This is a genomic window from Shewanella sp. 10N.261.52.F9 (assembly GCF_041471165.1).
GTDB lineage: Bacteria > Pseudomonadota > Gammaproteobacteria > Enterobacterales > Shewanellaceae > Shewanella > Shewanella marinintestina.
On the sequence record NZ_JBFRNX010000013.1, the window covers coordinates 51,690 to 68,889 of the forward strand.

Genomic DNA, 17,200 nt, shown 5'->3' on the forward strand with positions numbered 1-17,200 from the left:
TTTACTTGTGATGTAATTATCCCCTTAGTCGTCATGCCTATTAGGATCTGGCATTAACTCTGTTTCTAACTCAAGACCAAAATCTAAATGGCTATTCACTTTAGATCTTTCATCGAGTATTTGCGCTTTTTTCGCTTTTAAGAAAGCCAGCTGACGCCTGCGCTTACGTTGTTTACACAAACGAATCACATCAAACTTCTGCGCATCGCTAAACTCAAGCCAATTAAAGCGCTCATTACGATTACGCAAACACCCCTTACAATAGCCACGCGCGTCACTTTGGCATACACCAATGCAAGGACTTGGGATCTCAAAAAACTCTAACTGCTCCATTCCTTAAACATATACTATCTTGACAATAAAAGGCTAAAATAAATACAGTAAATAACGTTTGTATTTGTATACCTAACTGATAATTTACTTACATACTGGCTAACGGGCTTTAATAGACTTATTCAATAAGAGAGCAAAAAATAATGAAAAAACCAATGCAGAGCGTATTTGTTGCCTTAGTGTCTATCCCTTTACTACTGCTGGCAGCTTGTAGCTCAACGCCAAAAAATGATTACGATGTTGATTACGATTTTTCTAATCTGAAAAGCTTTTCCCAGCTACCGCCGTCAGCTAACAGTGACCCATTGAGCGCCAATAGGATCCAGCAAGCTATCGCTACAGCGCTAATAAACCAAGGCTTCAATACTCAAGAAAAAGCTGCCGACTTTAATGTTGCCTACAGCTTTAAAGTAGAAGATAAGCCGAAAGACTCAGGCTTCTCAATTGGACTAGGAACAGGGTCTTGGGGCAGTTCAGGAGGTGCAAGCATTGGCACTAGCGTTGATGTGCCCGTAGGCAGTGATACCGCAAAAATTCAAACCATTCAAATTGACATTATAGATCCAAACAGCAATCAACTTATTTGGCGCGGTATGGACAAATTTACCTTTGATGAAGGGGGAGCAGCAAAGGCTGACGAAACCAATGCTACGGTAAGCAAGATTCTGGCTCAATTCCCCCCAAAAAAACAGGCTGATTAAGGCCATATAATAACCGTGCATTTTGCTTGCACGGTTTGCTTTTCCGCAGAAATACCAGTGATACAAGTAAATCTAAAGTGATTGATGGGCATTAACAGTGCGACCTTCAGCCCATATTCTTATTGATTCCAGCTTTTCTCGCATCACGACAGACAAAGGTCGAGTTTTCATCAGTTCGGCCACTAACACCTGTTGATAGACCTCAATCTCTGACGCTTTCGCGGTATAAATCGCTGAAATAACCGCTTGTTCAATTTCGGCTCCAGAGAAGCCATGACTAAGCTTTGCCAACTGACTTAAATCAAACCGGCTTGGCTCAAGCATACGCCGCTTAAGATGAATTAAAAATATCGCCTTTCGAATCGTCTCATCAGGTAAATCGACAAAAAATATCTCATCCATACGCCCCTTGCGCATCAATTCTGGCGGCAATGCACTAATATCATTAGCTGTTGCGACTAGAAACACGTCAGATGTTCGTTCTGCCATCCAGGTGAGAATCGCCCCTAGAATACGTTTTGAGGTACCGTCATCACTGCTACCGCTGCTTAAGCCTTTTTCTATCTCATCAATCCACAAGACACAGGGGGACATTAAGTCAGCTAACTCTAGGGCTTTACGTAGGTTTTTCTCTGTCTCACCGATATATTTATTATATAGGGCCGACATATCCATTTTAAGCAATGGTCGCTGCCACATACCAGCAACCGCTTTAGCAGCAAGGCTTTTACCACTACCTTGAACTCCGAGCAATAAAATGCCTTTAGGTTTATCGACAAGATCTTGTGTACCTAACGAAGGCATTCTATAACTAAGCCATTGCTTGAGATTATGTAATCCTGCAACTTGAGAAAAATTGCAAGTATCGTACTCATAATGCAACACACCGTGCATATCAAGCAGCTCGAATTTGCCCCGATTAATACTATCGACATCTGAATGTGTAATTGCACCATCATCAACAATCGCTTTATGGGCAAGCCGGCGCGCATCATCAAAAGTCATACCACGAAGATTATCAGCGAGTTTAACAACTGCGCTATCATCTACGTTCAACATTACCCCTTCAGCTCTAACTTTATCGACCTGCTCATAAATGATATTAAGCAGCTGCGACACATCCGGAAGTGATAGCCTAAAGTGAGCGCAATAATGTTTAATTTCTGCAGGGATGGTAAATTCGTGACTAACTAACACCAAGGTGTGGTTTAACGACTCGTATTCCAGAGCGATCTCTTTTAATAAGCGAACATTCTTTGGTGCGCCTTCGACAAATGGATGGAAATCGCAAAGAACATAAATTCCTTTTTGAGTGGTTGCTTTTATTTGCCCCAAAATATCTTCCGGCTCACAATTGAATTTTTGCCGCCCAAGTCCGCTGTCTACTCGCATTAGTCCTTGGGTAATACTCCAGCTAAACAGCGGCTGATATAAGATATTTGATACCTTCCTCAGCAGATCGATCACCCTATACTCTTCATAAGTTTCGATAACTACAATAGGGGTATTTGAGCGTAAAATAGCGGTGAGATCTCGGATATCCTGCATGTTAATCCTTGAGCATATAATGACAAAGGTAACAAAACAAAAGGGACTCAAAAGTCCCTTTTGTTCACACTTTTAAAACGGTCCATCTTTTATTAGTGAGCAGCACTAATAAACTAAATCTTAGTGAAACAAATAGTTGAGCCAACCCTGCATTCTCAATAAAACCTTACGCATAATCGATACATGAGCAAAATGCTCGGTATAGATTGCAGCATGACCTGATACACCAGCAGGGAAACGAGTTCTAACCTCATGATCTTCTAGCTTTATCAACACTAAAGCACGACCACGGGTCATTAAACGATTTGACGATACCAATGCTCCTGAAGATTGAATTTCACCTTCGGCCATAGCAGGTAAAACCTTGGCAACCTTGCCCTTAAAGACTTGACCGGGTGCACCATCTAAAATCACCTCTGCTTCATCCCCCTCTTTTAAACGGAGTAAGGAGTTTTGCCAAAATGCGCCTACAAAAACTCGTTCCTCGTCAGGAATAAAGCTTAGCAAAGGTCTTAACGGCATAGGCACTGCGACAATGCCTGGGCGAAGAGCCATTTGCGTCACCATACCATCAGCAGGTGCTTTAACCACTGTTTGCTCTAAATCAAATTGTGCTTTTTCAAGCTCACCTTGAATACCGGCAACTTTGGTATTCACACCATCAACATTAGATTCATAAGCTAAACGTACTCTTAATTCTTCAGCTCTCACTGCGGTGAGCTGTGCTTCAGAAGCTAAATAGAGCTGACGTTTATTGTCTAGTTCTAGCTCAGTAAACGGAGAGTTAGCGCCACCGCGCTTACGACCTTTTTCGTAGCGGTCAAATGCAGACTTAGTTCTATCCCTATCAGCTGTCGCTCTAGATACTGAGGCCAGTGCCGTTTCCCAAGCAGCTTTAAGCTGTGGCACTTCAAGTTCTGCAGCCACTAAAGCAGCACGTTTTTGCTTAACAATGGCTTGAAAGGGCGTCGGATCTATTTTAAATAACACATCACCTTTTTTAATTGGCGTATTCGGTTCGACATCAACCGAGATAACGACACCTCTTACAGCTGGATTAATTGGCGTTGTAACAAAATACTCTTTTGCGAAAGGCGTATAAGGATGGTTGTAATTCATTAATAAAATTAGAGCGCCAACAATGAAGATACCACCAAGTATTGCTGTAGGCACCGTCCACTTAGTCAATGGTATTTTGAATATTTTAAAAATAGCAATACAGACTGCGGTATAGGTTAATACAAGTAGTAAATCCATATTACACCTCTACCTTATCAGCTTGATTATTGGAAGATTGATTCGATATATCTGTTTGGTCTAACTTTTCACTCGTAGCAGGAACATCGGCTGCCGTAGCTATTACGTTATGATTAGTAGCTTCCATTGCCACTATTTTTTGTTCTAGCTTTCTAACCGATTCGGTTAAGCCCTTAACTTCACTCTCCAGTAATTGCTCTTTCTCCACAACCTCTTGAAAGCCCCATCCCCTATCTTCTCGATAAAGCGTTGCCCAGATCCACAGAAATGGCCAAATAGCATGCAAAGTAAATAAGCTTACCCAGCCAGCAATGTGCAGTGCATCTTGCTGTGGATGGTTACGTTTTTTAGCTATTTCATAAGGAATATCATGAATCGCTATCACCCCATAAAAGATAAAAATCGCAACGAAAAATATTATGCCTAATGCAAAATAATCTAAAAACACAGCGCTCTCCTTATTAAACCGTTATTTACGGTGATGGAACCTGCCAACATCCTAGCAACATCTTGACAATATTAACCCAATAAATCTATTTTTTTCGATTTAAAACCGCACATTAGCAATAAGCGGATTAGTAAAGCCAAGTGATCTTGCGCACACTTGGCAGCAAATCTAACCTCAATAAATAAGCTGCACGTTACACTAGAGGCAAATAAAAATTGAAAGCCAAAGATGCTTTCAAATATTGCTCGGCCTATGACCTTTTGCTTAGCAATAAATAACGATTCCCTACAATCTAAAAGGTAACCCAAATGATAGGTACTGCTTTATCTGCCAATGCTAAACGCGCTATGTTGCTCGGCTGTGGTGAACTAGGAAAAGAAGTCGCAATCGAATTACAACGCTACGGTATCGAAGTGATTGGTGTAGACCGCTACCCCAATGCACCAGCAATGCAAATTGCACACCGCTCCCATGTAATTAATATGCTTAATGCAGATGCACTCAAAGGAGTAATTGAACTCGAAAAACCCGATTTGGTGATCCCTGAGCTAGAAGCCATTGCCACCCAAACTTTAGTTGAAATGGAAGCTAAAGGCGTGAATATTGTGCCAACAGCTAAAGCGACTCAGCTCACTATGGACCGCGAAGGCATTCGCCGTTTAGCCGCTGAAACTTTAGATATCCCAACTTCTCCATATTTTTTCTGTGATACAGAAACTGAGTTTAATGATGCTGTTGCCACAATCGGCATCCCTTGCGTTGTCAAACCGGTAATGAGTTCGTCAGGTAAAGGCCAAAGCGTTATTCGCCGCCAAGAGCAAGTGCAACAGGCCTGGCAATATGCCCAAGAAGGCGGACGAGCAGGTAGAGGTCGCGTTATTGTGGAAGGCTTTGTAGCCTTTGATTATGAAATTACTTTGCTCACTATTAGCGCTGTTAATGGCGTCCATTTTTGCGATGCTATTGGCCATCGCCAAGAGGATGGTGATTATAGAGAATCTTGGCAACCACAAGCTATGTCAGAGGTAGTACTGAGCAAGTCACGTGCTATTGGCAAGAAAGTAGTGGAAGCACTCGGTGGTTATGGTTTATTTGGGATTGAATTGTTTATCAAAGGCGATGAAGTTTACTTCTCAGAGGTTTCTCCTCGTCCGCATGATACAGGTATGGTGACTCTAATCAGTCAGGATCTGTCAGAGTTTGCACTGCATGTACGTGCTATTTTAGGCTTACCTATTAGTAACATTGCCCAACATGGTCCAAGCGCATCAGCAGTGATTTTAGCTAATGGCACTTCAACGAATATTCAATTCTCTGGTGTGGCCGATGCGCTAACCCAACCTGATACACAAATAAGACTATTCGCCAAGCCAGAAATTGATGGCGCTAGGCGGCTAGGTGTGACTCTTGCTAGAGGCCCCAATATTGACTCTGCAGTTGATAAAGCCCTCACAGCTGCCAGTAAAGTGACTGTGATCCTCTAGTGAAAGTTTAGTCCGTCGATAAATGCAGCAGATTATCGTTACTATTGACTGTGCATCATAAAAATAGCCTCAAACTTAAGAAGTTGAGGCTATTTTGTATTTAAATACTTCAAGCACTAGATGTGTAGCTAATTAACCCGATTTTGAACCTTCCCTTGAACAAAACTCTGTAAATTGGCTATAGCAATATTTAGCAAGCTCTGCCTTGCTTCTATGGTCGCCCAAGCATTGTGTGGCGAAATGCTAATATTGCTAACATGAAGCAATGGGTTATCAGCACTTGGTGGTTCACTAGATAAAACATCCACCCCAGCAAATGCCAATTGTTTCGACTCTAGAGCCAACGCCAAAGCTGCTTCATCAATTAAGCCACCTCTTGCTGTATTGATTAACATTGCAGTTTGCTTCATCAATTTAAGTGTTGCGCTATTGATAAGCTTGTCGGTTGCAGGTGTGAGTGGGCAATGCAGTGACACAATATCTGCTTGGGTAAATAATTGTTGTTGCTCTACCCATGCGCAGCCTTCGGGTAACTCAATACTAGAATGACGAGTATTCACCATGACCGTCATACCAAAAGCTAACGCTATCTGCGCCACAGCTTTACCAATATCACCAAAACCGACTAAACCGAGTGTTTTGCCTTTTAAAGATTGCAACGGGCTTAAGGTAAAACAAAAGTCTTGCGACGTGCTCCAAACTCCAGCTTTTACGGCGTCGGAATGTCGACTAACTTGTTGAGTAGAATGTAAGATATGGGCAAACACCATTTGCGCAACAGCATCAGGGCCGTAACCGGGCACGTTGGTAACGACAATCCCTCGTGCTCTAGCCGCGTCCAGATCAACCACATTGGTGCCAGTTGCTAGCACACCAATATATTTAAGCTTGGGTAGTTTGGCTAATAGCTTTGCGTCTAGCGCTGTTTTATTGGTTAAAATGACCTCTGCTGCTTCACTACGTGCCAGTACCTCATTAGATGCACTGCGCTCGTAACAGCTAAAACCACCAAATTGTTTTAACGGTTGCCAGCTAAGATCTCCAGGGTTTAAGGTAAAACCATCCAGTACTACGATTTTCATAACAAACAACCTTAAGCTTGGTGATAATTAGCAATACAGAGTTCAAAGATTAAAACGTTAGTTTAGCGCCTATATTAGCTTGGCCTTGCCACATAATGTCCGCCTGAATATTCCAAAGACAGCCTTCAACACCACAAAACAACGCATTATCTGCGTTAATAAAGGTCGCATAACCTTTTACCTCTGCAAACAATGAGAAAGCATCAGTTGCTTGGTACTCAACTCCACCACCAATGGCCATAGAAAAGCGTGTCTCGTTAGAATAATTTCCACCGGGACGCATATTTGTCACACCAATACTGGTTGTCACATAAGGCTGAATACTTTGATTTGGAAAGTACAAGGTGCCACCGACATGAAAATAATCAACATCCATAGATGTCAGTACGTTAGGACTAAAATTATCCCCACCTCTTAAGTCAGTAGCTTGATGACTATACAATAGATAAACATTGCCGGGGTCCTTAGTACTAAGTCCTACCATTAGGCCATAGTTTTCCGACTCCCCGATCTTACCTTTACCAGATTCCTCCGATGCAGCTATTGAGATATCAAATTCACTGGCACCAAAGCTATAGCCACCAAAAGGAGCAACATAGATGTCAGCCGTAGCAGGAAACGCACACAATGAACCCAGCAATAACGCCAATTTAGTTTTCATAATATGTCCCTATTTTATTATAATAATCCTGCGACTTAGCTGATGCTAGCGCATACCTCTTTCACCTTTGACTCTATCATAAGCTGCTTGAATATCTTGCGCCTTTGTCTTAGCAAGCTCCATCATTTCAGCCGGTAACCCCTTAGCAACTAATTTATCTGGGTGATGCTCATTCATCAGCTTTCGATAGGCTCGTTTGATATCTTGATCAGACATTGATTCTGCGACCCCTAATAAATCATAAGCATCTTTAATCGATGTTTGATTACCACCACTGCGATGAAAATTAAACTCAGCTTGCCAGCGTGCCAATAGGTCATCGAGTTGTTGCTGGCTAAAACCAAGCTCATTGGCTACAACACTTAAAATAACTCGCTCTTTCTGATCGAGCTGTGCATCAGAGAGTGCAGTCTGAATTTGGATCTCCAAAAACATCTGCAAAACCTCTTTGCGCCCCATAGAAATAAGTCTAAAGGTCTTGAGGCAAGCATTAAGATCAAAGTCAGACTCTTTACCTTCTCTAAATGCTGCCTGAGCATCAGCGCGAGTTTGACCGCTTAAATTCAGCTGGTCCATTAAAGAACTCGCCATACGAATATCATTTTCAGTGACATGACCAGATGCTTTGGCTACATGGCCCATCACTGCAAAGGTGGTATTAAAGAACAGCGCTTGCCTTTTCCCGCTCCCGCCTAAACCAGCTTTTTTGCTTTGATGACGGTCATACATATGGCCAAGCCATAAACCAAAGATTGCTCCACCTAGTCGGCCAAACATAAAGCCAAGAATGAAGCCAAAAACCTTACCCCAAATACGCATTATCTAACCTTTTTTGTTTCACGTTTTTCAATTTGTTCAAGTCGAGCGATTGTGCCTACATCACACCAATAGTGGTCAAAGTAAGCACCTGTCACTTTTTGGTTTTTCATGGCCAATCGCAGCAAAGGAGCAAGTGCAAACGCACCATCAGGAGTATCATTAAATAACTTTGCTTGGTAAATTCCCATACCTGAAAACGTCAACTTATTTGGCCCAATATCATTGACATATTCACCTGATAAACCAAAATCCCCCTCCGGGTGTTGCACCGGATTATCCACTAGCCAAAGATGCGCTAATGCATCGCCCTTAAGTGGCTTAATATTTGGAAGTTTATCAATAAAAATATCACCATTAATGACAAAAAACGGCTCTTCACCCAATAAAGAAAGCGCTTGCTTAATTCCGCCTCCAGTCTCTAATGCAGTGAGCTCTTCGCTGTAACGAAGCTTCACTTGCCACTGGCTACCATCGCCAAGATGCTGAACTAATTTATGACCTAGCCATGCATGATTGATCACAATCTCAGTAAACCCTGCCGCCGCTAGTTTTTCGATGTGATAAACGATTAATGGTTTGCCAGCCACCTTAACTAAAGGTTTAGGCACTGAATCGGTTAACGGCCGCAAACGCTCACCGCGCCCAGCCGCTAATATCATCGCTTTCATAATTTGCCTTTCTCGTCGACTTTGCTATTCATTGACTTTCTACTTTTGTAGTTCTTTCTTAGCGTTAAAAGCTGGGATAATAACTTTATCAATCCAGTCAGAAAACGGTTTAAGTTCAGCGTAGCGTGCAGCAATATCACGGATATACTCCAGAGTAAGTGGAATATCCGCCATATAAGCAGGTTTATTATCACGATAATTTAGCCGAGCAAAAATACCTGCCGCTTTGACGTGTCTTTGGATCCCCATAAGATCAAACCAATAGCGATATTGCTCAATGCGGGTATCGGCTGCAATGATTTGATTATCGATACATTGTTTATAATGCTGACGCATCAACAACTCAACGTCACTATCAGGCCAACGAATGTAGCAGTCTCGCAATAATGAAACCGCATCATAGGTCACAGGCCCAATGACAGCATCTTGGAAATCGATCACTTTAAGTTGGCCATCTTGAAGCATCAGATTACGGCTATGATAGTCGCGGTGCATACCAACCTGAGGCTGGGCTAAAGCATTTTCAGTTAACAATTGAAACGCAGAGCGAGTGGCACGATTAACATCTTCAACGGCAAGCCCTAGGTGATGCACCGCTAACCATTCAGTAAATATGGCAAGTTCACGCTCAACAAAAGCGACATCATATCTGGGTAACCCACCAGCCTCAGTGTGAGTGACTTTAACAATATCAGTTAGTAGCTGTAAGGCTTCTGAATAGTATTGTTGCAAAGTTTGCTCACTTAATACCGACAAAAGCTGTACATCTCCTAAATCACTAAGCAACATAATGCCTTGCTCAACATCGCTCGCAATAACTTTGGGCACAGCAATACCTTGACGTGAATAACTGTCAGCCAATTGAATAAACGGTGTAATATCGATAAGGTTAGGCGGTGAATCAACTACAATATAAGACTGGTTATCGACGATAATTCGGAAATAACGCCTGAAACTAGCGTCACCTGATATTAACTGTGGCGAAACTTTTACATTAAAATACTGGTTTAGCCATGCATTTAACTGAAGAAATCTAAGATCTGACAAGGGCACCTCATGGCTCTTAAGAAGAAATTGCTTTATTATAACGACAAAATGGAATCAGCTAACCGATTGAAACAAAAATTATTTGGCTGGGTTGCCCAGGAAAGGGTCAACTTTTCTCCTCTTTTCACCGTCCAGACTAAGAAATCATAATTAATTGACCTAAGATGCAGATCCGTTATTTTCTGGCCTTGAGCCTGCTTCCCCAATTAGTCTTAGCAGACGAAACCGAAACTGTGGACACAACAAGTTCACAGTGTGTTGTTGTGCCTCCTGTAAAGCCTTATGTACCGCTTTATGAGCTCAACACCCCCGCTGACTTAGCCCGTATTTATATTAGCTCCGATCGTTCCGATGCCCAAATGGGTCAAAAAGCGACTTTTAGTGGCGATGTTAATTTCAGTCAAGGTGGGCGTAATATTGCAGCTGATGAAGCCATCTTAAATCAACAAGCTGAAGAGTTACATGCCAACGGTAATCTTGTCTTTCAGGATGAAATGTTTACCGTAACCGCAGATTCGCTTGTGGCGAAAATGCGCAGTAATAGCGCGGTACTTAGTGGTGCACAGTATTGGCTACACGGGCAACAGATCCATGGTGATGCAGAAACTTTAGAGATCACCAAAGAGAACAACCTACTCTTAGCTGGCACTAATTTTACCACCTGTCCAGGCGATGATCCTGCCTGGTTGTTAGAAGCTGACCGGATTAAAATAGACAGCACTGAAGAGTGGGGAGAGATTTGGGACGCTAAGATTAAGATTGCTGGCGTGCCTGTGATGTATGTGCCATACATGACGATTCCGGTATCCGATAAACGTAAATCAGGCTTCTTATTCCCTACATTTAGCACTAGCACCACTAACGGTGTTGAAGTCGCAACGCCTTATTATTGGAACATTGCACCTGAATACGATTTAACTTTCACACCCAACTATATGTCTGCTCGCGGCCTCTATACTAAGACTGAATTTAGATATTTAGCTGGTGAAAAACAGCAAGGTCAATTAAACCTAGAATACTTGGCAGATGATGACAAACTCGTTGGCAGCCCAGACCGATATTTGTATCACTGGGAACATCAAGGTGCGATTAATAAAAATTGGCGCGTCTTAGCTAACTACACTGATGTATCAGATAATAACTACTTTAATGATTTAAGCTCTGATGTACAGCGAGCGACAGATAATCAATTAACCCGTATTGGTGAGATTGCCTATTTTGAACAAAATTGGGATATCAGCGCCCGCGTCCAAGATATAAAAGTGCTGGGTGAGGAAGAGAAGCCTTATCAAGTGATGCCACAGTTTGTCTTTAACTACCGCTCACCAGACTATTGGAAAGGGTTAGATCTTAACTTTAATAGCGAACTAACCAATTTTGAGCATCAAGACAGCGAGTACTCGACGGCAACTCGTTTGCATCTTGAGCCGAGTATTTCGTACCCAATTCATGGTCCTGCGGGCTCGTTGACCAGTGAAGTAAAGCTTTTACAAACTAACTACTGGCAAGACGATCGCTCAGACTTAATGACTTCAGAGTTGAGTGACACAGTAAACCGTACATTGCCGCAAGTTCGTATTCATGGACAAGTCAATTTTGAGCGTTTTACCGATTATTTTGATACTAACTATCGTCAAACATTAGAGCCTCAGTTCCAGTACCTATATGTAGGTTATGAAGATCAATCTGATATTGGTATTTATGACACTGCGCTGCTTCAAGAAGATTACAACGGTCTATTTAGAGATCGCCGCTTCTCGGGTCTAGATCGTATTGCCGATGCAAATCAGTTTACCTTGGGCTTAACCACTAAACTGTTCAATGAGCAAAATCGAGAAGTGTTCAAGTTTAGCTTGGGCCAAATCATCTATATCGAAGACAGTCGTGTCGGTATTAACGATATAAAAGGTAGCAATGATACTTTTGTTCAAGAAAATACATCTAACTCAGCTGTTGCCGCCGAACTTAGTACTCAGCTTTACTCTGATTGGTTCTTAAGTGGTTCTATCCAATATGATGTAAAAGAAAGCGAAAACAAAAAAAGCGAAGTGACTGTTGATTACCGACCTGGTGAGAACAAACTTTTACAAGCGAGCTATCGCTATGTACCTGATTTGCTTAATACCAACACCAATGAGTCGGTTGATATTAAACAGCTTGGTTTTCGCGGCGCTTGGCCGCTTAACGATAGCATATACCTAGTCGGTAATTGGTATTACGACTTAAACGAGAGCCGCGCAGTGGAGACCTATACTGGTTTTCAATATGAATCATGTTGCTGGGCAGTGCGTTTGAGTTATCATTACCGCATCAAGACCAATTATATTGACGAAGATAATCCGGTACAGGATACTCGAGAGCTATTTGAAAGTGGGGTCTACCTAAACTTTGTCGTCAAAGGACTTGGTGGTTCAGGCCCATTAGGCGTGTCAGATATGTTGGATGACGGTCTATTTAACTACCGTAAACCACTTTATTTGAAGAATTAGCAAATAAATAACTTTAAAAAATGCTGAACCTAGCTGAAGACATGCAGTCAAAGCAGGACTATAGAATCATTAACTCGGCAATAAAATGCCGTAGATGACACTCAATAAAAGCCAAGGATTTTAGTGGATGAAACGCTGTAACCAATTAATTTTTGCCCTTATGACTTTGGCTATGAGCCAGTCAATTCAAGCTGCGCCAACGCCACTCGATCGCGTAACAGTGCAGATAAATGAAGGGATTATTTTAGAAAGTGAAGTTAGCGGCATGGTTAAAACCATTAAAGCTAATGCTCAAAGCGCCGGCCAAAAACTGCCTTCAGATACAGCACTGCGCACTCAGGTTATCGAACGTTTAATCTTAACTCGCTTGCAAATGCAAACTGCAGACAGAATTGGTTTGCATATTGGTGATTTACAGTTAGATCAAACTATTGAGAATATCGCTAAAGAGCAAAATGTTACTGTTGCACAAATGAAAGCTCAAATTGAAAGTGAAGGCTCTACTTTTGCAGAATACCGTGAACAACTTCGCGAAGAGATCACTTTAGGTGAAATTCAACGCATCCAAGTTCAGCGCCGTATTCAAGTTTCTCCACAAGAAGTTAATAACCTAGTGAAGCTTATTAATGAACAAGGGCTTAAGGATGTTGAATTCCAAATTGGTCATATCTTAATTGATGTGCCAAGCGATGCTAATAGCCAACAGTTAGATGCTGCAAGTAAACGTGCAGCGACTGTAATGAAGCGATTACAGGATGGTGACGATTTTAGAAGTATCGCTATTGCTGCGTCATCAGGCCCAAAGGCACTAGAAGGTGGTATTTGGGATTATATGAACATCAATGAGATGCCAACCTTATTCGCGGAAGTAGTAGGCGATGCTAAAACTGGTGATATAATAGGCCCAATTAAGAGCGCATCTGGTTTTCATATTATTAAGATTATGGATGCCCGAGGCTTGCAGACTAAAGAAGTTGACGAAGTAAAGTCTCGCCACATTCTGCTCAAGCCATCACCGATTCTGTCTGAAGAACGTGCTAAAAACATGATGGACCGATTCCTTACACAAGTAAGAACTGGTGAAGCTAAGTTTGAAGATCTTGCTCGTCAATATTCAGAAGATCCAGGTTCGGCGGTTAAAGGCGGTGAATTAGGTTGGGCGGATCCTAATATCTACGTACCTGCTTTCTCACAAGAACTGAATAGCTTAGAAATTGGTGAATACAGTGAGCCTTTCCGTTCAACTCACGGCTGGCACATTGTTCAACTAGAAGATAAACGCACGACTGATGCAACCGACCAATTTAATACTAATCGTGCGCACCAACTAATTTTCCGTCGTAAGTTTAATGAAGAGTTACAAAACTGGTTAGATGAAATGCGTGCAGAAGCATTCATCGATATTTTTGAGCCGGAAACTAACCGAGGTTAATACTATTGTCGACTAAACGAATTGCCATCACGCCGGGTGAACCGGCGGGGATCGGCCCCGATTTAGTGATACAACTAGCTCAGCAGGCTTGGCCTGCTGAGCTAGTTGTTTGTGCTGATCCACAACTATTACAGTCTCGCGCTAAGAAACTTGGCTTACCTATTCAGCTACGTCCATATCAGCCGAATCAACCAGCCAAGGCGCAAGAAGCCGGCACACTAACAATAGTCCCCTTTGCTCTTGAAACTGAAGCTATATGCGGCAAGTTAAACGAAGCCAATAGTGCTTATGTTGTTGAAACGCTAAGATTCGCTGGTGAAAAAAATATGAGCGGAGAGTTTGATGCCGTCGTAACTGGACCAGTGCATAAAGGTATTATTAACGAAGCGGGCATTCCATTTAGCGGACATACAGAGTTTTTTGCTAACCAAGCAAACTGTCAGGATGTTGTTATGATGCTGGCGGCACCAGGGCTTCAAGTTGCACTTGTGACCACCCATATCCCGCTTGCTTATGTATCAAAAGCTATTACTCGCGATCGCCTACATCAAATCATTAAAATCTTACATAAAGATTTAGTTGATAAGTTTGCAATTGAAGCACCGAGAATTTATGTCTGTGGTTTAAATCCACATGCTGGTGAAGATGGTCATCTTGGCAGAGAAGAAATAGATACAATTATTCCTGCGCTAAATGAACTACGCGAGCTTGATATGGATATCGTTGGTCCATTGCCAGCAGATACCCTATTCCAACCAAAATACTTAGAAGATGCTGACGTTGTACTTGCTATGTACCACGATCAGGGGCTTCCAGTACTAAAATCTAGAGGGTTTGGCAGTTCAGTCAATATCACTCTAGGATTACCCTATATAAGAACGTCGGTCGACCATGGTACGGCCCTAGAGCTTGCAGGCACTGGTACTGCAGATATCGGCAGTTTCGTCTGCGCATTAAATAAAGCCATTGATTTGGCTGCAAAGAATTAGTGATAAAAGTTACCTCATGAGCAATAAAGTACATTTAGGCCATACGGCCAGAAAGCGTTTTGGACAAAACTTCTTAACCGACGAAAATGTGATTAATCGCATCGTGGGTGCAATTTCTCCAGATAACGATCATGTTATGGTTGAGATTGGCCCTGGTTTAGCGGCATTGACCGAGCCTGTAGCAAGTGGCATTGATAAGTTAACAGTAGTTGAACTAGATAAAGATCTGGTTGAACGTTTACAACAGCACCCTGTATTGAAAGATAAGTTAGAAATACACCAAGGTGATGCGCTTAAGTTCGACTTCAATCAGTTAGTACGTGAAGACAAGCAGATGAAAGTATTTGGTAATTTACCATACAACATCTCTACACCGCTTATGTTCCACTTGTTTGAGTTTGCTCAGCATATTGAAAACATGCACTTCATGCTGCAAAAAGAAGTGGTATTAAGACTGTCTGCATCGCCAGGAACTAAAGCATACGGCCGCTTAACCGTAATGGCGCAATACCATTGCCAAGTTATGCCCGTACTTGAAGTGCCGCCAGGGTGCTTTACACCACCACCAAAGGTTGATTCAGCCGTTGTACGTTTAGTGCCATACAAAACTAAACCTTGGCCATGTAAAGACGTCGACTTATTAAGAAACTTAACGACGACTGCATTTAACATGCGTCGTAAAACGTTAAGAAATAACCTTAAGCAAATGTTATCAGATGAAGACTTTGCAACGCTTGGTATTGACCCAACGTTACGACCAGAGCAAATTCGCGTCGACCAATATGTTGCTATGGCTAACCACGTATTTGATAAAAAGTAACTTTCTTCTTTACCAACAAATAAAAGGGCATTAACAGCCCTTTTTTTATACCTTTTTAATAGATAATGACCTATTAATTAAAGAAAACTCCCTTTAAGATGAAGTACGCACATAGCATTAAATATAAGATTAACTTCAGCTTTCTAGAGGTCTATATGAGCCATTCAGTTCCATCTGTCAGAGTCGACGTAAAAACAGAATATATAGAAACACAATCCTCCCCAGATGAAGATAAATATCTATTTAGCTACACTATTACCATACATAACCTTGGATATGACGATGTCACGTTGAAAAGTCGTCATTGGTGTATTACCGACTCTAATGGCCGAAAAAGCGAAGTCCATGGCGCAGGGGTAGTTGGGGAAACACCGACAATAAAGCCCAATAGCAGTTACCAATATACCAGCGGCACCGTATTAGATACTCCGCTTGGAGTAATGGAAGGTAGCTACACTATGGTCGATAACCTAGGTGCAGAATTCAAAGCACCAATTTCAGCTTTTCGTCTATCAATTCCAGGTTTACTTCATTAATTATAAATACAGGCAAAAATGGCAAATTATTTTGTAGGTGATATACAAGGTTGCTTTGAAGAACTCACCTTACTGCTTAAAAAAGTAGACTTTAACCCTTCTAAAGACTGTTTATGGGCAGTCGGCGATCTCGTCGCTAGAGGCCCTGGCTCGCTAGAGACGTTACGTTTTTTCAAGTCACTTTCAGGTTCCGCTAAAATCGTATTAGGTAACCATGACCTGCATCTAATGGCCATACACGGTAAGCTGAAACGTGCTAACCCAAAGGACCACTTAGGTGCCCTTCTCGCCGCTAATGATATTGAGAATATTATCGACTGGCTTCGGCTGCAGCCTTTGTATCAGGAATTACCAGAAAAAAATATCATTATGACCCACGCAGGCGTTCCGCCAGAGTGGGACTTAACAACCCTGCGCCAACAAGCAAATTTAGTTAGCCACGCATTGCAATCAAAAGATTATTTACAAGATTTAATCAGCCAAATGTATGGTAATGATATTGACCAATTCAGTTTTGCACTTAGTCCACTAGAAAAACAGATTTATTGTATAAACGCCCTGACCCGCATGCGTTATTTAACCCTAGATGGCCGCTTAAATTTTAACTGTAAATCACCGCTACAGGATTGTAACCACGCAGATCTGCAACCTTGGTTTAGTCAAACCTCAAAATTACCAGATAACTATAGGGTGGTTTTTGGACACTGGGCAGCCATCATGGGACAAACTCACGTAGCCAATAGATTAGCTCTCGATACTGGCTGTTGCTGGGGGGAGTATATGACTTTATGGCACCTAGAGTCGGATCAAAAAATTCTTCAACCCAAATTAAAAGACGTTAAAACTAGTTAGAAAAAAGTTAAACTATTATAACATTTGGCCGATA

17 protein-coding genes are annotated in these 17,200 nt (G+C 41.9%); 8 read left to right on the top strand and 9 right to left on the bottom strand.

Features of this window, described 5'->3' with window-relative positions; translation table 11 throughout:
- Positions 1 to 24: 24 nt before the first annotated feature.
- Entirely contained in the window at positions 25 to 333 is a 309-nt protein-coding gene (locus tag AB4298_RS09280; protein WP_248997701.1) for a DUF1289 domain-containing protein, read from the bottom strand.
- 143 nt (positions 334 to 476) lie between these two features.
- On the opposite strand from AB4298_RS09280, the gene AB4298_RS09285 reads away from it, so the two are divergent.
- The gene (locus AB4298_RS09285) at positions 477 to 1,034 is read left to right on the top strand and encodes a DUF4136 domain-containing protein (RefSeq protein ID WP_248997702.1); all 558 of its coding nucleotides are present in this window, start codon (positions 477 to 479) and stop codon (positions 1,032 to 1,034) included.
- Positions 1,035 to 1,106: 72 nt separating this feature from the next.
- On the opposite strand, the gene AB4298_RS09290 is transcribed toward AB4298_RS09285, so the two are convergent.
- The 3 genes from AB4298_RS09290 to AB4298_RS09300 form a co-directional block, all read right to left on the bottom strand.
- Complete coding sequence (locus tag AB4298_RS09290; RefSeq protein ID WP_371986442.1) at positions 1,107 to 2,582, bottom strand: AAA family ATPase; 1,476 nt, start codon at positions 2,580 to 2,582, stop codon at positions 1,107 to 1,109.
- 120 nt (positions 2,583 to 2,702) lie between these two features.
- On the bottom strand, positions 2,703 to 3,839 hold the full coding sequence (locus tag AB4298_RS09295) for an HlyD family secretion protein (RefSeq protein WP_371986443.1): 1,137 nt from the start codon (positions 3,837 to 3,839) through the stop codon (positions 2,703 to 2,705).
- A gap of 1 nt (position 3,840) precedes the next feature.
- Positions 3,841 to 4,287, bottom strand: coding sequence for a DUF3302 domain-containing protein (locus AB4298_RS09300; RefSeq protein ID WP_248997705.1), 447 nt, complete (start codon positions 4,285 to 4,287; stop codon positions 3,841 to 3,843).
- Between the two features lie 308 nt (positions 4,288 to 4,595).
- Between AB4298_RS09300 and purT the strand changes: the two genes are divergently transcribed.
- Entirely contained in the window at positions 4,596 to 5,771 is a 1,176-nt protein-coding gene (gene purT, locus AB4298_RS09305) for a formate-dependent phosphoribosylglycinamide formyltransferase (protein WP_371986445.1), read from the top strand.
- Between the two features lie 128 nt (positions 5,772 to 5,899).
- Here the strand turns inward: purT and AB4298_RS09310 are convergent, their stop codons facing one another.
- The 5 genes from AB4298_RS09310 to AB4298_RS09330 are packed head-to-tail and all read right to left on the bottom strand — an operon-like array spanning position 5,900 to position 10,054.
- Positions 5,900 to 6,853 carry a D-2-hydroxyacid dehydrogenase gene (locus AB4298_RS09310; RefSeq protein WP_371986447.1) on the bottom strand — a complete coding sequence of 318 codons (954 nt, stop codon included), beginning with the start codon at positions 6,851 to 6,853 and terminating at the stop codon, positions 5,900 to 5,902.
- Positions 6,854 to 6,902: 49 nt separating this feature from the next.
- Entirely contained in the window at positions 6,903 to 7,514 is a 612-nt protein-coding gene (locus tag AB4298_RS09315) for an outer membrane beta-barrel protein (protein WP_248997708.1), read from the bottom strand.
- A gap of 45 nt (positions 7,515 to 7,559) precedes the next feature.
- Complete coding sequence (djlA, locus tag AB4298_RS09320; protein ID WP_371986448.1) at positions 7,560 to 8,333, bottom strand: co-chaperone DjlA; 774 nt, start codon at positions 8,331 to 8,333, stop codon at positions 7,560 to 7,562.
- On the bottom strand, positions 8,333 to 9,001 hold the full coding sequence (gene murU, locus AB4298_RS09325) for an N-acetylmuramate alpha-1-phosphate uridylyltransferase MurU (RefSeq protein ID WP_371986449.1): 669 nt from the start codon (positions 8,999 to 9,001) through the stop codon (positions 8,333 to 8,335). Before murU ends, djlA begins: the two co-directional genes overlap by 1 nt.
- A 39-nt stretch (positions 9,002 to 9,040) precedes the next feature.
- On the bottom strand, positions 9,041 to 10,054 hold the full coding sequence (locus AB4298_RS09330) for an aminoglycoside phosphotransferase family protein (RefSeq protein WP_248997711.1): 1,014 nt from the start codon (positions 10,052 to 10,054) through the stop codon (positions 9,041 to 9,043).
- A 158-nt stretch (positions 10,055 to 10,212) separates the two neighbouring features.
- Here AB4298_RS09330 and lptD point away from each other — a divergent pair, with 158 nt between their 5' ends.
- The 6 genes from lptD to AB4298_RS09360 all read left to right on the top strand — a co-directional run bounded on the left by lptD (position 10,213) and on the right by AB4298_RS09360 (position 17,166).
- Entirely contained in the window at positions 10,213 to 12,537 is a 2,325-nt protein-coding gene (gene lptD / locus AB4298_RS09335; protein WP_371986450.1) for an LPS assembly protein LptD, read from the top strand.
- A gap of 127 nt (positions 12,538 to 12,664) precedes the next feature.
- Entirely contained in the window at positions 12,665 to 13,969 is a 1,305-nt protein-coding gene (gene surA, locus AB4298_RS09340) for a peptidylprolyl isomerase SurA (RefSeq protein WP_248997713.1), read from the top strand.
- A 5-nt stretch (positions 13,970 to 13,974) separates the two neighbouring features.
- Complete coding sequence (gene pdxA / locus AB4298_RS09345; RefSeq protein WP_248997714.1) at positions 13,975 to 14,958, top strand: 4-hydroxythreonine-4-phosphate dehydrogenase PdxA; 984 nt, start codon at positions 13,975 to 13,977, stop codon at positions 14,956 to 14,958.
- A 16-nt stretch (positions 14,959 to 14,974) separates the two neighbouring features.
- Positions 14,975 to 15,778, top strand: a complete 804-nt coding sequence (gene rsmA, locus AB4298_RS09350) for a 16S rRNA (adenine(1518)-N(6)/adenine(1519)-N(6))-dimethyltransferase RsmA (protein ID WP_248997715.1) — start codon at positions 14,975 to 14,977, stop codon at positions 15,776 to 15,778.
- Positions 15,779 to 15,933: 155 nt separating this feature from the next.
- Positions 15,934 to 16,314: a Co2+/Mg2+ efflux facilitator ApaG/CorD gene (gene apaG / locus AB4298_RS09355; RefSeq protein ID WP_248997716.1), complete on the top strand. Its 381-nt coding sequence runs from the start codon at positions 15,934 to 15,936 to the stop codon at positions 16,312 to 16,314.
- A gap of 18 nt (positions 16,315 to 16,332) precedes the next feature.
- Complete coding sequence (locus AB4298_RS09360; protein ID WP_371986451.1) at positions 16,333 to 17,166, top strand: symmetrical bis(5'-nucleosyl)-tetraphosphatase; 834 nt, start codon at positions 16,333 to 16,335, stop codon at positions 17,164 to 17,166.
- Positions 17,167 to 17,200 lie beyond the last annotated feature (34 nt).

Coding starts and splice junctions, on each gene's coding strand:
- AB4298_RS09280 (WP_248997701.1), bottom strand. CDS start 333: ATGGAGCAGTTAGAGTTTTTTGAGATCCCAAGTCCTTGCATTGGTGTA.
- AB4298_RS09285 (WP_248997702.1), top strand. CDS start 477: ATGAAAAAACCAATGCAGAGCGTATTTGTTGCCTTAGTGTCTATCCCT.
- AB4298_RS09290 (WP_371986442.1), bottom strand. CDS start 2,582: ATGCAGGATATCCGAGATCTCACCGCTATTTTACGCTCAAATACCCCT.
- AB4298_RS09295 (WP_371986443.1), bottom strand. CDS start 3,839: ATGGATTTACTACTTGTATTAACCTATACCGCAGTCTGTATTGCTATT.
- purT (WP_371986445.1), top strand. CDS start 4,596: ATGATAGGTACTGCTTTATCTGCCAATGCTAAACGCGCTATGTTGCTC.
- AB4298_RS09310 (WP_371986447.1), bottom strand. CDS start 6,853: ATGAAAATCGTAGTACTGGATGGTTTTACCTTAAACCCTGGAGATCTT.
- AB4298_RS09315 (WP_248997708.1), bottom strand. CDS start 7,514: ATGAAAACTAAATTGGCGTTATTGCTGGGTTCATTGTGTGCGTTTCCT.
- djlA (WP_371986448.1), bottom strand. CDS start 8,333: ATGCGTATTTGGGGTAAGGTTTTTGGCTTCATTCTTGGCTTTATGTTT.
- murU (WP_371986449.1), bottom strand. CDS start 9,001: ATGAAAGCGATGATATTAGCGGCTGGGCGCGGTGAGCGTTTGCGGCCG.
- lptD (WP_371986450.1), top strand. CDS start 10,213: ATGCAGATCCGTTATTTTCTGGCCTTGAGCCTGCTTCCCCAATTAGTC.
- surA (WP_248997713.1), top strand. CDS start 12,665: ATGAAACGCTGTAACCAATTAATTTTTGCCCTTATGACTTTGGCTATG.
- rsmA (WP_248997715.1), top strand. CDS start 14,975: ATGAGCAATAAAGTACATTTAGGCCATACGGCCAGAAAGCGTTTTGGA.
- apaG (WP_248997716.1), top strand. CDS start 15,934: ATGAGCCATTCAGTTCCATCTGTCAGAGTCGACGTAAAAACAGAATAT.
- AB4298_RS09360 (WP_371986451.1), top strand. CDS start 16,333: ATGGCAAATTATTTTGTAGGTGATATACAAGGTTGCTTTGAAGAACTC.